Annotated in this window: 13 protein-coding genes and 1 riboswitch; of the genes, 3 read left to right on the top strand and 10 right to left on the bottom strand. The window is 61.7% G+C overall.

Annotation, left to right across the window (positions count from 1 at the left end):
- Nucleotides 1-51: 51 nt before the first annotated feature.
- Both I6G83_RS00760 and I6G83_RS00750 read right to left on the bottom strand, forming a co-directional pair.
- Nucleotides 52-276 (bottom strand): hypothetical protein, encoded by a 225-nt coding sequence (locus I6G83_RS00760; protein ID WP_126531702.1) that lies wholly within the window; start codon nt 274-276, stop codon nt 52-54.
- Between the two features lie 314 nt (nt 277-590).
- On the bottom strand, nt 591-845 hold the full coding sequence (locus I6G83_RS00750; RefSeq protein WP_054305302.1) for a hypothetical protein: 255 nt from the start codon (nt 843-845) through the stop codon (nt 591-593).
- A gap of 364 nt (nt 846-1,209) precedes the next feature.
- A riboswitch (TPP riboswitch) is annotated at nt 1,210-1,310 on the top strand.
- Between the two features lie 35 nt (nt 1,311-1,345).
- Here I6G83_RS00750 and thiM point away from each other — a divergent pair.
- The 3 genes from thiM to I6G83_RS00735 all read left to right on the top strand — a co-directional run bounded on the left by thiM (nt 1,346) and on the right by I6G83_RS00735 (nt 3,466).
- Nucleotides 1,346-2,134, top strand: a complete 789-nt coding sequence (thiM, locus tag I6G83_RS00745; RefSeq protein WP_054305303.1) for a hydroxyethylthiazole kinase — start codon at nt 1,346-1,348, stop codon at nt 2,132-2,134.
- Nucleotides 2,135-2,136: 2 nt separating this feature from the next.
- Nucleotides 2,137-2,937: a bifunctional hydroxymethylpyrimidine kinase/phosphomethylpyrimidine kinase gene (gene thiD, locus I6G83_RS00740; RefSeq protein ID WP_054305323.1), complete on the top strand. Its 801-nt coding sequence runs from the start codon at nt 2,137-2,139 to the stop codon at nt 2,935-2,937.
- A 70-nt stretch (nt 2,938-3,007) separates the two neighbouring features.
- Entirely contained in the window at nt 3,008-3,466 is a 459-nt protein-coding gene (locus I6G83_RS00735; protein ID WP_054305304.1) for an inhibitor of vertebrate lysozyme family protein, read from the top strand.
- A gap of 39 nt (nt 3,467-3,505) precedes the next feature.
- Here the strand turns inward: I6G83_RS00735 and gutQ are convergent, their stop codons facing one another.
- From gutQ to yegS, 8 genes are all read right to left on the bottom strand, one after another.
- Nucleotides 3,506-4,477 (bottom strand): arabinose-5-phosphate isomerase GutQ, encoded by a 972-nt coding sequence (gutQ, locus tag I6G83_RS00730; protein WP_054305305.1) that lies wholly within the window; start codon nt 4,475-4,477, stop codon nt 3,506-3,508.
- A gap of 161 nt (nt 4,478-4,638) precedes the next feature.
- Nucleotides 4,639-5,688 carry a class I fructose-bisphosphate aldolase gene (fbaB, locus tag I6G83_RS00725; protein WP_054305306.1) on the bottom strand — a complete coding sequence of 350 codons (1,050 nt, stop codon included), beginning with the start codon at nt 5,686-5,688 and terminating at the stop codon, nt 4,639-4,641.
- Between the two features lie 191 nt (nt 5,689-5,879).
- Nucleotides 5,880-6,566 (bottom strand): GntR family transcriptional regulator, encoded by a 687-nt coding sequence (locus tag I6G83_RS00720; RefSeq protein WP_054305324.1) that lies wholly within the window; start codon nt 6,564-6,566, stop codon nt 5,880-5,882.
- Between the two features lie 94 nt (nt 6,567-6,660).
- Complete coding sequence (locus tag I6G83_RS00715; RefSeq protein WP_054305307.1) at nt 6,661-7,992, bottom strand: MFS transporter; 1,332 nt, start codon at nt 7,990-7,992, stop codon at nt 6,661-6,663.
- Between the two features lie 53 nt (nt 7,993-8,045).
- The gene (locus I6G83_RS00710) at nt 8,046-9,335 is read right to left on the bottom strand and encodes an MFS transporter (protein WP_054305308.1); all 1,290 of its coding nucleotides are present in this window, start codon (nt 9,333-9,335) and stop codon (nt 8,046-8,048) included.
- Nucleotides 9,336-9,403: 68 nt separating this feature from the next.
- Nucleotides 9,404-10,420 (bottom strand): Zn-dependent oxidoreductase, encoded by a 1,017-nt coding sequence (locus I6G83_RS00705; protein ID WP_054305309.1) that lies wholly within the window; start codon nt 10,418-10,420, stop codon nt 9,404-9,406.
- A gap of 14 nt (nt 10,421-10,434) precedes the next feature.
- On the bottom strand, nt 10,435-11,649 hold the full coding sequence (manD, locus tag I6G83_RS00700) for a D-mannonate dehydratase ManD (protein WP_015673369.1): 1,215 nt from the start codon (nt 11,647-11,649) through the stop codon (nt 10,435-10,437).
- A 170-nt stretch (nt 11,650-11,819) separates the two neighbouring features.
- Nucleotides 11,820-12,719, bottom strand: coding sequence for a lipid kinase YegS (gene yegS, locus I6G83_RS00695; protein WP_054305310.1), 900 nt, complete (start codon nt 12,717-12,719; stop codon nt 11,820-11,822).
- Nucleotides 12,720-13,004 lie beyond the last annotated feature (285 nt).

Here is a 13,004-nt window from a genome sequence, read left to right as displayed (position 1 = left end):
CGTTACCGGGCGGTGAGCATGGTGCTGCCGGCCCGGTTGATATTGGCGACGTTACTTGGTGTAACGACCTTCCCAGAAACCACGGACAAGGTTAAATACGCCGTCGGTGAAGATCTTGCCTACGCCTCTGGCCGCATTGGTGATGCTGCCGAGGATGGATTCGGCGCCCTGGGTGAGAGAACCAACAACACCACCCAGGAGACCGCCGAAGATACCGTCGAGACCGGCGATACCACCTGATACTTCATTGACTTCAACGTTAGATAATTCTCTCATGGTTTGTCCTTAAACATTAAATGAGGTAGATAAAAAGGGCTGGGATAATTACGGCTTGGTAATGGCAGACGCACATTCATTCAGCTCTACGGGCTTGCTGGAGGAGGTGACGTTGCCGAATTTGTCAACGCAACCTACGGTCCGGTAGCAAACCAACCCTGAGGATGATGGCGATACGTTATGGCTGACTTTACATCCCCAAGCGCCGCCAATAACGCTCATTGCTTTGCCTTGCGCTAATTTTTGCATAACTCTTAGTTATCCTTGTTGGTTATTACGGCGACTGAGCGCCATCCGCGTCAGGCTGTGAGTAATTAGCGGCGAGCGGCTGCGCTTGGCGCGTCCGGCGCAGGCTGAGTAGGACGGTTCGGACGGAAAGCGTTGACGAGTTTGTCCAGGAAGCCCATGCCCAGGCCAATGGTGGTGCCGATAGAGTTGGCGATATTGCCGACGATGTTGCCTGCGATACCGGTCAGGGTATCAACGCCGGCGTTGATGATATTGCCGATAATACCACCGAAAATGCCGCCGGAAACCGCTTCAACTTCAACGTTAGATAATTCTCTCATGATAAATTCCTTTTTTATTGAAAATAAAAGATTGTGTGTATAAATACAACGGTGACACCTTGGCGAGAACAGCCAAGGTGTTATTTAATATTACCCTCTTTTTTAATCTTATAAATACTGTTTACAGCGTTTTGTTGGTTTTAAGGAAAATTCTTGTCAGCTGAAAATAAGCCCTCCGACTTTATCCTAAATTCATCACAATTATATTTATTTAAGTGATGTTAAAAATATTATTATCGAGATTATTGCAAGATTACCCGGCGCAGAGCGTTCTGCCAGCGTCATCGACATGCCGTTGAAAGATTTGAATCCCGAGTGGGGCGGAGTATGATGTGGGCGCAGTCGCTATCCCTGTGGGATGTGCTGCGGAGACTCGGGGTGCCCTTCACGACGCGTGAAGGCTGAGAAATACCCGTATTACCTGATCTGGATAATACCAGCGTAGGGAAGTCTTGGCGTCCTGACCGGCGCCCGCCTTCTTAACGCCGGTTGGGAGAACTATGATCGCTCGACCTGATGAATTGCCCGGCGCAACGGCCGCGGCCAGCTTACAGCTGCTCAAACAACATTCCCCGCTGATTCACTGCCTGACCAACGACGTGGTGCAAACGCTGACGGCCAACGTCTTGCTGGCGCTGGGCGCGTCGCCGGCGATGGTGGTTGAACCGTCCGAAGCGGCGCAGTTCAGCCGTCTGGCCGATGGCGTGTTGATCAATATCGGCACCCTGACCGCCGCCCGCGCGGAGTCAATGCTGGCGGCGGTGGAAGCCGCTAATCAGGCCGCGACGCCCTGGGTACTGGACCCGGTGGCGGTCGGCGGGCTGACCTTTCGCACCGAGTTTGCCCACCGGCTGCTGGCGCTGCGGCCGGCGGCGATCCGCGGCAACGCGTCGGAAATCATGGCGCTGAGCGGGCTGCAGGCTTCGGGGCGCGGCGTCGACAGCACGGCGGACTCCCTGGTCGCGCTGCCGGCGGCGCAGCAGCTGGCGCAGCGCAGCGGCGCGGTTGTGGCGGTTACCGGCGCGACCGACTATATCACCGACGGCCGGCGCAGTTGGGCGGTCAGCGGCGGCGATCCGCTGATGACGCGGGTGGTGGGCACCGGCTGCGCATTATCGGCAGTGGTGACGGCATTTTGCAGCCTGCCGGGCGAGCGGCTGGATCACGTCGCCGCCGCCTGCCGGGTAATGGCGCACTGCGGCGCGGTGGCCAGCAGGCAGGCCGGCGGACCGGGCAGTTTTACTCCTGCGTTTCTCGACGCGCTGTACCACTGGCAGGGGGAAGCGTGATGATGAAGCGTATTAACGCATTGACCATTGCCGGCACCGACCCGAGCGGCGGCGCCGGCATTCAGGCGGATCTGAAAGCGTTCTCGGCGCTCGGCGCCTACGGCACCAGCGTGATCACCGCGCTGGTGGCGCAGAACACGCGCGGCGTGCAGTCGGTGTATCAGATTGAGCCGGCGTTTGTTGCCGCGCAGCTGGATTCCGTGTTGAGCGACGTGCGCATCGACAGCGTGAAAATCGGCATGCTGGCCAATGCTGACATTGTACAGGCGGTCGCCGAGCGCTTGCGGCATTATCAGCCGCCGTTTGTGGTGCTGGATACGGTGATGCTGGCGAAAAGCGGCGATCCGCTGCTGGCGCCGGAGGCGGTGGCGTCGATCCGGCGTGAGCTGCTGCCGCAGGTGTCGCTGATCACGCCCAACCTGCCGGAGGCGGCGGCGCTGCTGGATTGCCCGCCGGCGGACAATGAGCAGCAGATGCGCGAACAGGGAAGGGCGCTGCTGGCGATGGGCTGCCAGGCGGTGCTGATGAAGGGCGGCCATCTCAGTGAAGACGAAAGCCCGGACTGGCTGTTCAGCCGCGGTGCGGAGCAGCGTTTCAGCGCGCCGCGCATTGCCACGCGCCATACGCACGGCACCGGCTGCACCCTGTCTGCGGCGCTGGCCGCCCTGCGTCCACGTTATGACGACTGGCCGCAGACGGTGGCGGCGGCGAAGGATTATCTGCAGCGCGCGCTGCAGCAGGCGGACAGCCTGGAGGTCGGCCAGGGCATCGGCCCGGTGCACCATTTTCATGCCTGGTGGTGAGCCAACTTTTTCGCGTTGCTGTGGTCTGAAGAGATCCACGCCTTTATTGATTCTCGAAGGGAGAATGACCATGACAGGAATGCATAAACTTCGTTATACGCTGTTGGGCGCACTGCTGGCCGTCAGCGCCGGCAGCTTTGCCCAGCAGGTGGTGACCACGGCGGATCTGGTTCAGCAGCCGGGTTACCAGAGCAGCTGGCAGCAAATGGTAAAAGGGCAGGCGCGGCTGCCGGGCTGGGCGCGTAAAGGCAGCGGCACTTCGACGCCGGCGGAAACGGTCAGCTGGCAGGGGCAGCAGTATCAGGTGGGCAATATCTGCAAGCCTCATGACTGCGGCAATAACTTTTTGATCGTCGCCTTCAAGGCGGACAAGTCGCAGGCCTGGGGCGTGCGGGTTGAAGTGGAAGATCGGCCGGAAGCGGTGGCGCACCCGAAAAAGTACGCCAAATACCAGTGGCTCGGCAAGCCGGACAGCAATATGCAGGCGCTGCTGCGCCAGCAGTTTGAAAACAGCCCGGACTGGCAGTAAGCGTAATTTGCAGGGACGGGCGCGCCCGTCCCCTGATGGTCAGCCGATGCCGGCCTGATGCAGGTCGTGCAGGTTCAGCGCGCCGACCAGCTCCCCCTCGACATTCACCACCGGCGCGGCGCTGATATGCTGTTCGTGCAGCGCTTCCAGCGCTTCTCCCGCGCGCCACTGTTCCGGCAGGCGATAGCCGGGACGGGTAATCGCCGGGCTTAGCGGATCCTCCAGCTTGTTCCCCTGTACCAGCCAGCGGCGCAGATCGCCGTCGGTGAAGACGCCCACCACCTTCTGCTGTTCGTCGCACACCGCCACCAGTCCCAGCCCGGTGCGGCTCAGTTCCAGCATTGCCGCCATCACGTCGGCGCTTTCCCGTACCTTCGGCAGCCGGTCGCCGGTGCGCATCAGATGGTGTACGCGGTTGAGCAGGCGCGCGCCGAGGCTGCCGCCCGGGTGTGAGCGGGCGAAGTCTTCGGCGTTGAAGCCGCGCTGGCGCATCAGCGCCATCGCCAATGCGTCGCCGATCATCAGGGTGTTGACCGCGCTGGAGGTCGGCGCCAGCCCCATCGGGCAGGCTTCACGTTCGACGCTGATATCCAGCACGCAGGCGGCGGCCTGCGCCAGCGGCGAGGCCTTGCCGCCGGTAATGGCGATCACCGGGATCCGGCTTTCGGCCAGCAGCGGCAGGATCAGATCCAGCTCTTTGGCGCGGCCGGAGTAGGAAATAAAGATCATCACGTCGTTCGGGCCGATCATGCCGAGATCGCCGTGCAGCGCTTCCGCCGGATGCAGAAAGAAGGCGGGCGTCCCGGTGCTGGCCAGCGAGGCGGCGATTTTCTTGCCGATATGGCCGGATTTGCCGATGCCGGAAATCACCGCCTTGCCGCGGCAGTTCAGCAGCAGTTCGCAGGCGCGGACAAAGTTGTCGTCCAGCCGGGCCAGCAGGCGCTTCGCTTCGGCCAGTTCAATCTCCAGCGTTTCACGGGCGAAGGTGAGCAGGGTGCTCGCGTTATCCATCAGTTTCTCCTGCTGAATGAATCAAGGCGGAAATATAGTGTGGTTTGCCGGAGGAAACACGCGATACGCCGATTTTTTTTAAACGGATCACAGTTTGCCGCATGGCGGCGGGAGGCGGAGAGAATGAAGCCGGGCGGTGCTGCCCGGCTTGTGCGGCGGCGTCAGGCGATGGTGACGCTGTCGTCGAGATAGGTATCCTGCACGGCGTTAATCAGCGCCACGCCGTCTTTCATCGATTTCTTAAAGGCCTTACGTCCCAGAATCAGCCCCATGCCGCCGGCGCGTTTGTTGATCACCGCGGTGCGCACCGATTCCTGCAGGTCATTTTCTCCGGCGGCGCCGCCGGAGTTAATCAGACCGGCGCGGCCCATATAGCAGTTGGCCAGCTGATAGCGCACCAGATCGATCGGGTGGTCGCTGGTCAGCTGGTCGTATACCCGGTCGTCGGTATAGCCGAAGTTGACGGCGCGGTAGCCGCCGTTATTTTCCGCCATCTTCTGTTTGACGATATCGGCGCCGATGGTGGCGGCGATATGGTTGGCCTGGCCGGTCAGATCGGCGCTGGAGTGGTAGTCGACGCCGTCTTTCTTGAACGCCGGATTGCGCAGATAGGCCCACAGTACGGTGACCATGCCCAGTTCGTGCGCGCGCTCAAAGGCGGCGGAGATCTCCTCAATCTGGCGGCGCGACTGCTCGGAGCCGAAATAGATGGTGGCGCCGACCGCCACCGCGCCCATCTCGAACGCCTGTTCAACGCTGGCGTACAGCGTCTGGTCGTACTGGGTCGGGTAGCTGAGGGTTTCGTTGTGGTTCAGTTTGACCAGGAACGGAATCTTGTGCGCATAGCGGCGCGATACCGCCGCCAGCACGCCGTAGGTGGAGGCGACGCAGTTGCAGCCGGCTTCGATCGCCAATTCGACGATGTTTTTCGGGTCGAAATAGAGCGGGTTGGCGGCGAACGAGGCGCCGGCCGAGTGCTCAATGCCCTGGTCCACTGGCAGAATGGACAGATAGCCGGTACCGGCCAGCCGGCCGTGGTTGAACAGGGTCTGCATCGAACGCAGCACGCTGTTGGGGCGGTTATTATCGATCATCACCCGGTCGACGAAGTCGCCGCCGGGCAGGTACAGATTCTCTGCGGGGATGGTGGTACAGCGGTGTTGCAACAGGTCTTCCGCTTCCTTACCTAACAACTGCGCAATATCAGTCATGGTGAACTCCCGTTAAAGCTAATCCCTGGGCCGGAAAGTCGTGCTGATGGTCACCGGCGTCGCGAAAAGCGGTGATTGAAACTGTAAGAACGATACTACTGAACTTGTATCGTCAGGGAGAAACAATAGATGCGATTGAGAGGAAATGCCATTTACGCGGCTCACGCGGCGGGGGGCGTGCGCCCCCGGAATTATTCGACCTCGAACCAGCTGCTGTTTTGCAGGGCGATCGGCGTGATGGAGTAAATCATCTCCTGCAGATGGTCATGGACGGCGCGTTCGGCGGCGTCCGGATCGTGCGCCTTCAGCGCGTCGAAAATGCGGTAGTGCTGCTGGATCAGCGTTTCCGGCGGCGACACTTCGCTCAGGCTGAGAAAACGCACCCGATCCATGGTGGCCTTGATGGTTTCAATGGTTTCCCAGGCCAGCGGACAGTTGGCGATCTGCGTCAGCAGGCGGTGGAACTCATCGTCCAGCAGCAGGAACTCCCGCGTCTGTCCGCCGTTGGCCGCCAGCGCCTGACGCTGCAGATTATGCTCCAGCAGCGCCAGCTGCGGCGGCGTAATGCCGGCGGCGGCGCGGCGCACGATGGCGCACTCCACCGCCTGACGGATAAAGCGCCCGTCCGCGACGCGTTTGGCGGAAATTTTCATCACAAAGGTGCCGCGCTGCGGCAGTATCTGCACCAGTCCCGCCTCGGCCAGTTTGATAAAGGCCTCGCGCACCGGCTGGCGCGACACGCTGAAACGGCTGGAAATCTCCTTTTCCGACAGCAGCGTGCCCGGCGCAATGGTGCAGTCGACGATATCCTGCCGCAGGAAGCGGTAGATTTGCTGATTCACCGGCAAGGTGTTGGTAAGGCTGTAGTTTTCAGACATGGTGCGATCGGTTATCTGCAATGATTCACATGCCACCATACTAGCAGATTATTGTGCAACGGCGGGGGGATAAATCCGCCCGCCGGAGGGGCGATCAGTGGTGCCAGTCCTGATACTCCTGCTGTCGCCGCCGCGGGGCGGTTTCCGGCATCAGCCACAGGCCGACGGCGGAGATCACGCCCAGCACCATCATATAGCCCGCCAGGCCGTAATAGTGGCCGCCGGTCATCTGCAGGATTTTTACCGCCAGCAGGCCGAGAATGCCGCTGCCGATCAGCGAGCCAATCTGCCAGATCAGCGCGATGCCGCTGCAGCGCACGCGGGTCGGAAACAGCTCCGGGAAGTACGACGCCTGCGGGGCATAGCACATGCTGTGGCCGAGGGTCAGCACCACGATCATCGCCAACTGGGTCAGCCAGAAGTTATCGACGTTAAGCAGCATAAAGAACGGCACGATGCACACCACCTGCAGCAGCGCGCCAGCGATGTAGACCGGTTTGCGCCCCAGCCGGTCGGACAGGTGCCCCATCAGCGGGATGGCGAAAATCTCCAGCACCACCGCGACGATCATCGTCTCCAGCAGAATGCTTTCGCTCAGCTGGTTGGCCTTGCCGTAGGCCAGCACGATCACCGTGAACATGGCGAACGCGCAGGCTTCGATCAGTTTGGCGCATACGCCCTTGCCGATCAGGCCCGGATAGGCGCGCGCCACTTCCACCACCGGCCGGCTCTCCACCGCCTTGGTGGCGCGGATCTGGGCGAACACCGGTGATTCGTCGATCTTCAGGCGGATAAACAGCCCGACGATCACCAGCAGCAGGCTGAGCAGAAACGGGACGCGCCAGCCCCACGCCAGCATCTGCGCCGGCGACAGCAGGGCGGTCAGCAGGGCGAACAGGGCGGAGGGCAGCAAAAAGCCGGCCGGCGCGCCGATCTGCACCCAGCTGGCGTAGAAGCCGCGCCGCCGGGGCGGGGCGTATTCGGCGGTCATCAGCACCGCGCCGGCCTGTTCACCGCCGACGCCGAAGCCCTGCAGCACGCGGATCAGGATCAGGGCGATCGGCGCCCAGATGCCGATCTTGTCGTAGGTGGGCAGCAGGCCGATGCAGAAGGTGCCGAGGCCGACGATCAGAATGGTGATCACCAGCGCCTTTTTACGGCCGACCTTATCGCCGATATGGCCGAAGACAATGCCGCCCAGCGGACGCGCCAGAAAGCCGACCGCGTAGGTGGCGAAGGCCGCCAGCGTGCCGACCAGCGGATCGGCGCTGGGGAAGAACAGCTGGCCGAAAAACAGCACCGCGGCGGTGCCGTAGGCGAAAAAGTCATAGTATTCCGCCGCCGTGCCGATGGCGGAGGCGCTGGCGACGCGTTTTAACAGCGGTTGCGGGTCGCCGGCGTCGACGTCGTGCGTGGTGGTGGTCATCAGGTGCTCCAGGGTCAGTGGGCGGACGGCGCTGCGGGGCGCCGTTCTCTTTTTTAAGGTTTTAAGGTGTGCGGCTGCGCCAGCGGGCGCGGCGCGCGCACCACCAGCAGCACCAGCAGCGCGCCGAGCGCGGCGATGCCGCCGGCCAGAACAAAGGCGCTGTCGAACTTGCCGGTGTGCTGCACGATGTAGCCGGTGACGATCGGGCCGACGATGCCGGAGACGCTGCCGACCAGATGAATAAAGCCGCTGGCGCCGCCGACGCGGGAGGCATGCACCACGTCCTGGATGATCGCCCAGTAGATGGCGCCGGTGATATACAGGAAGAAGATCGACACCGACATCAGCAGCACCGCCGGCATCACGCTGCTGACGGTGCCCGCCAGCGCTACGCACGCGGCGGCGGCCAGCAGGCTGACCACCAGCACAATCTTGCGCGACAGCAGCAGCTTGCCGGTGATGTTGAAGATCTTGTCGGAAATGTAGCCGCCGAGCGCCAGGCCGACAAAGCCGACGATCCACGGGATCACCGTGGTCAGGCTCATCTCTTTGATATTCAGGCCATGCGCCTGCACCAGATAGGCGGGGAACCAGCTGAGGAAGAAAAACAGGATGTAGTTGTAGCAGAAGAAGGCGAAGGCGGTCGCCAGAATGATCGGCTGTTTCAGGTAGTAGCCCAGACCATGCGCGTCGGCGCTGAGCGCCTCTTCCGGGTGGTGGGCTGCGGCTTTCTGCGCGTTGACCAGCGCCCGCTCTTCCTCACTGACGCGTTTGCTTTTCTCCGGGCTGTCCGCCGCGATAAAGAACCAGACCAGCATCCAGACGATGCCGACCGAACAGATAATCAGAAACGCCGGCCGCCAGCCGAACGCCAGCGCCAGATAGCCGACGATCGGCCCCGCTACCGCGCCGCCCAGCGGCGAGCCGGCGCTGAGCAGTCCCATGGCGGTCGCCGCCTGCTTCTTCGGGAACCAGCCGTTGATCATCTTGTTGGCGGAGGCGCAGATCGGGCCTTCCGCCATGCCGAACAGCACGCGCAGGATCAGCATTGAGTAAAAGCCGTTGGCGAACGCCGTCATGCCGCAGAAGATGGACCACAGCCCGACCGCCAGCCCCATCACCAGCGTCGGGCCGAACCTGTCCACCGCCAGGCCGCCGACGAAGTTGAAGATCGCGTAGCCGAAGAAAAAGCTGCCGAAGATGATGCCGAACTGTTCGGCGTTGAGCAGCAGATCCTGCTCGATCATCGGCACGGTGATCGACAGCGCCACCCGATCGAGATAGTTGATCATGTAGACCAGAAACAGCAGGAGTACGAGGGTCCAGCGTAAGTTCTTAACCATGGCAAACACTCCACTTGGTGTCGTTTTAATCGTGTGCGTTGTGGTCCATTTCGGTATGTCGGGCATTATCAGCCGAACTGCAGCAGTACCTTGCAGCAGGTTTGGCGACCGTGTTCAAACAGGTGCAGCGCCGCTTCTACGTCGTCTGCCGCCACGCTGTGGGTGATCAGCCGCTCCGGCGCGATACGCCCCTCGGCCATCCAGTCAATCACCTGCGGGAAGCGGGCGCTGTTGAGGCGCGAGGAGAAGATCGACAGCTCTTTAGCGGTGATGCTCTGCTGGTTGATTACGCACGGCTCGGCGGAAAACCCCATAATGCCGATGCGCGCCGCCGGCGACGCCAGCTCGATGGCCTGCGGCAGAATATCGGGGTGGCAGGCGGCGTCGATAATCAGCGTCGGGCGGATACCGCGCTGCGCCAGCACCTCCGCCAGCGGTGTCTGCTGGTTATCGACCACCTCGTCGGCGCCGTTGGCGAACGCCATTTCCAGCCGCGCGGCGATGCGGTCGGCGACAATCACCTGACGGACGCCGTACACGCCTTTCAGCACCTGAATAGCCGTCAGCCCCATCGGCCCCGCGCCGTAGATCAGCGCCACGTCGCGTGCGGTCGGCTGCAGGTGGGCGGTGATATTGGCGGCGATGGTGAACGGTTCCACCATTGCCGCCTGCCGATCGCTGAGCGCGTCGGGGATGCGGTAGGCGTTGGCGGCCGGCACGCAGCTGAAATCGCTGAAGCCGCCGTCGCGGTGGACGCCGATCACCTGCAGCTGATGGCAGACGTTCGGCCGGCCGACCGAGCAGGGGTAGCAGTGGCCGCAGCTGACCACCGGATCAACCGTCACGCGCTCGCCGATGCGGGCGGCATCGACGTTTGCGCCGACGGCGTCAATCACGCCGCAGAACTCGTGGCCGATGACCCGCGGATAGCGGGCGAACGGGTTATGGCCGTGATAGATATGTACGTCGGAACCGCAGATGCCGGCGAGCCTGACCCTGACCCGCACTTCGTCGTCGGCGGGCTGCGGCAGCGGGCGCTGGGCCAGCGTCAGGCGGCCCGGCTGTTCAATCACTACGCTTTTCATGCTGATGCTCTCCGTTACCAGTTCCACAGGGTGCCGTCTTCCAGCCGTGCGACCGGCAGATAGGCCGGATCGTAGGGGTATTTGGCCGCCAGCTTTTCGTCGAATTCAATGCCGATGCCCGGCTGGTCGCCCGGGTGCATATAGCCGTTGTCGAAGCGCCAGCTGTGGGGGAACACCTCCAGCATCTGCGCCGAATAGCCCATATACTCCTGCACGCCGAAGTTCGGCACCCACAGGTCAAAGTGCAGCGCCGCCGCCATGCAGACCGGCGACAGGTCGGAAGGGCCGTGCGAACCGGTGCGCACCTGATACAGCGAGGCGAAATCGGCGATGCGCCGCATGCCGGTGATGCCGCCGGCGTGGGTGAGCGTGGTGCGGATATAGTCGATCAGCTGCTCTTCAATCAGCTGCTTGCAGTCCCAGATGCTGTTAAACACTTCGCCGACGGCGATCGGCGTTACGGTGTGCTGACGGATCAGCCGGAAACAGGCCTGATTTTCCGCCGGCGTCGGATCTTCCATCCAGAACAGGCGGTAAGGCTCGACGCTTTTGCCGAAGCGGGCGGCCTCGATCGGCGTCAGGCGGTGGTGCATGTCGTGCAGCAGGTGTTGGTCGAAGCCAAATCTGTCGCGCACCGCCTCGAACAGCTTCGGGGTGAAGTCGAGGTATTTCTCCGTCGACCACAGCTGCTCTTCCGGCCAGTGGCCCTTAGTGGCCGGCTCATAGGCCTGGCCTTTGCCTTTCGCCATGCCGTAGGTGGTTTTCATGCCCGGCACGCCGCACTGTACGCGGATCGCCTTAAAGCCCATTTCCTGGTGACGGGCGTAGTCGTCCAGCACTTCGTCGATGCTGTGGCCGGTGGTGTGGCAATAGACCATCACGCCGCTGCGCGACGCGCCGCCGAGCAGCTGGTACAGCGGCATCCCGGCCGCCTTGGCCTTGATGTCCCACAGCGCCATATCGATGGCGGAAATGGCCGACATGGTCACCGGGCCGCGGCGCCAGTAGGCGCCCTTGTAGAAGAACTGCCAGATATCTTCGATCCGCTGCGCATCGCGGCCGATCAGCTGCGGGCACAGGTGGTCGCGCAGATAGGAGGCGACCGACAATTCGCGGCCGTTGAGCGTGGCGTCTCCCAGCCCGGTAATCCCCGCGTCGGTAGTGATTTTCAGGGTGACGAAATTCCTGCCGGGGCAGGTGACAAACACTTCGGCATTGATAATTTTCATCGCGTGCGCTTTCCGTTATTCAGGCTGTATGATGGGCGAACATATGCCATGAACTAACTACCATACAAGTATGAATTGCGCATTTTGCGGGCGGCGATCACATTTCATCGCGGTGCGGATACAGTGTAAAAAGGGGGGAAGGGCGAAGCAGATCGCCCTTCAGAGGAGGGTTAGCCGAGCAGCTGGCAGTTAGGCGGCAGGCGGCACAGGATGGCGTCCGGCAGCACCTCAATGCGGAAATGTTTACCTTTCAGCGGCTCGCCGTCGAGGTTAAAGGTCATCTCATGCGGCGCGTCGATCTCCAGCCAGGGCAGCGCGGCGCTGATGATGTTCTTGTTGTCGTCCTCGTTGAACAGGCTGGCGACCAGCGCCGGCAGCAGTTCGCCGGCGATCAGCAGGCGCAGCTGCAGCAGGCCGTCGTTGATCAGCGCATCCGGGCACAGCTGCTGGCCGCCGCCGGCCTGTTTGCCGTTGCCGATGCCGATCACCAGCGCCTCGCCGCGCCAGGTGAAGTCCGGCCCGCGGATTTCACAGCGGTCGGCCTTCAGGCTCTCCATGCGCAGCAGGCCGTGGATAAAGTAGGAGACGCCGCCCAGCGCCGCCTTGAGCTTTTCCGGCGTTTCGGTGGTGATGCGCGTGCCGAAGCCGCCGGTGGCCATATTGATAAAATAACGTTCGCCGTTGACGCAGGCCAGGTCGATCGGCACCGCGCGTCCTTTAATCGCCAGATTCAGCGCCTGTTCCGGCACCAGCGGGATATTACAGGCGGTGGCGAAGTCGTTGGCGGTGCCGAGCGGCAGAATGCCGAGAACCGGACGCTGTCCGGCCGGCACCTGCGCCAGCGCCGCGGCCACTTCGTTGATGGTGCCGTCGCCGCCGCCGGCGATCAGCGTGCCGACGCCCAGCTGCAGCGCCTCTTTCACGTAGCGGGCGGCGTCGCCGCCTTCCCAGGTGACGCGTACGTGCAGAATATCGCCTGCGGCCCGTAGTTTTTGCACCGCGGCGCGCACCAGCTCATCGCCGGCGCCTTTACCGTTAATGATTAGTAATGTTGGCGCGTGTTGACTCATCTCTGTTGTCCTGCCTTGCTGAAATCCGTTGGTTATCAACGATAGACTACCGGCAATACGGAAGCCATAAGAATATTCAGTTAAGGATATCGCATAGTAAAACGCATTTTCCGGTTTTATTGTGCGTTGCTGGGATATTGTTTTTGATGCGTTATAAAAGCGTGGGCGATATATTACTTAATCATGCCTGTATATATATTTTTACTGCCGATGGTTTTAGTAATAAATATAAAAAGTGAATAAAAGAAAGCGTGATATTAAACGTCGCGGCGGGCACAAAAGAAA

The sequence above is a fragment of the Serratia rubidaea genome (assembly GCF_016026735.1).
In the GTDB taxonomy this organism is placed as follows: Bacteria; Pseudomonadota; Gammaproteobacteria; order Enterobacterales; family Enterobacteriaceae; genus Serratia_B; species Serratia_B rubidaea.
The sequence above is the reverse complement of the archived record's forward strand: the minus strand, read 5'-3'. Positions and strand labels throughout refer to the sequence as shown.

Bases quoted from the DNA above. Each gene is read 5' to 3' on its own strand.
- I6G83_RS00715 (WP_054305307.1), bottom strand. From the start codon at position 7,992: ATGACCACCACCACGCACGACGTCGACGCCGGCGACCCGCAACCGCTG.
- I6G83_RS00720 (WP_054305324.1), bottom strand. From the start codon at position 6,566: ATGTCTGAAAACTACAGCCTTACCAACACCTTGCCGGTGAATCAGCAA.
- yegS (WP_054305310.1), bottom strand. From the start codon at position 12,719: ATGAGTCAACACGCGCCAACATTACTAATCATTAACGGTAAAGGCGCC.
- I6G83_RS00760 (WP_126531702.1), bottom strand. From the start codon at position 276: ATGAGAGAATTATCTAACGTTGAAGTCAATGAAGTATCAGGTGGTATC.
- manD (WP_015673369.1), bottom strand. From the start codon at position 11,649: ATGAAAATTATCAATGCCGAAGTGTTTGTCACCTGCCCCGGCAGGAAT.
- gutQ (WP_054305305.1), bottom strand. From the start codon at position 4,477: ATGGATAACGCGAGCACCCTGCTCACCTTCGCCCGTGAAACGCTGGAG.
- I6G83_RS00710 (WP_054305308.1), bottom strand. From the start codon at position 9,335: ATGGTTAAGAACTTACGCTGGACCCTCGTACTCCTGCTGTTTCTGGTC.
- I6G83_RS00750 (WP_054305302.1), bottom strand. From the start codon at position 845: ATGAGAGAATTATCTAACGTTGAAGTTGAAGCGGTTTCCGGCGGCATT.
- I6G83_RS00705 (WP_054305309.1), bottom strand. From the start codon at position 10,420: ATGAAAAGCGTAGTGATTGAACAGCCGGGCCGCCTGACGCTGGCCCAG.
- fbaB (WP_054305306.1), bottom strand. From the start codon at position 5,688: ATGACTGATATTGCGCAGTTGTTAGGTAAGGAAGCGGAAGACCTGTTG.
- thiD (WP_054305323.1), top strand. From the start codon at position 2,137: ATGAAGCGTATTAACGCATTGACCATTGCCGGCACCGACCCGAGCGGC.
- thiM (WP_054305303.1), top strand. From the start codon at position 1,346: ATGATCGCTCGACCTGATGAATTGCCCGGCGCAACGGCCGCGGCCAGC.
- I6G83_RS00735 (WP_054305304.1), top strand. From the start codon at position 3,008: ATGACAGGAATGCATAAACTTCGTTATACGCTGTTGGGCGCACTGCTG.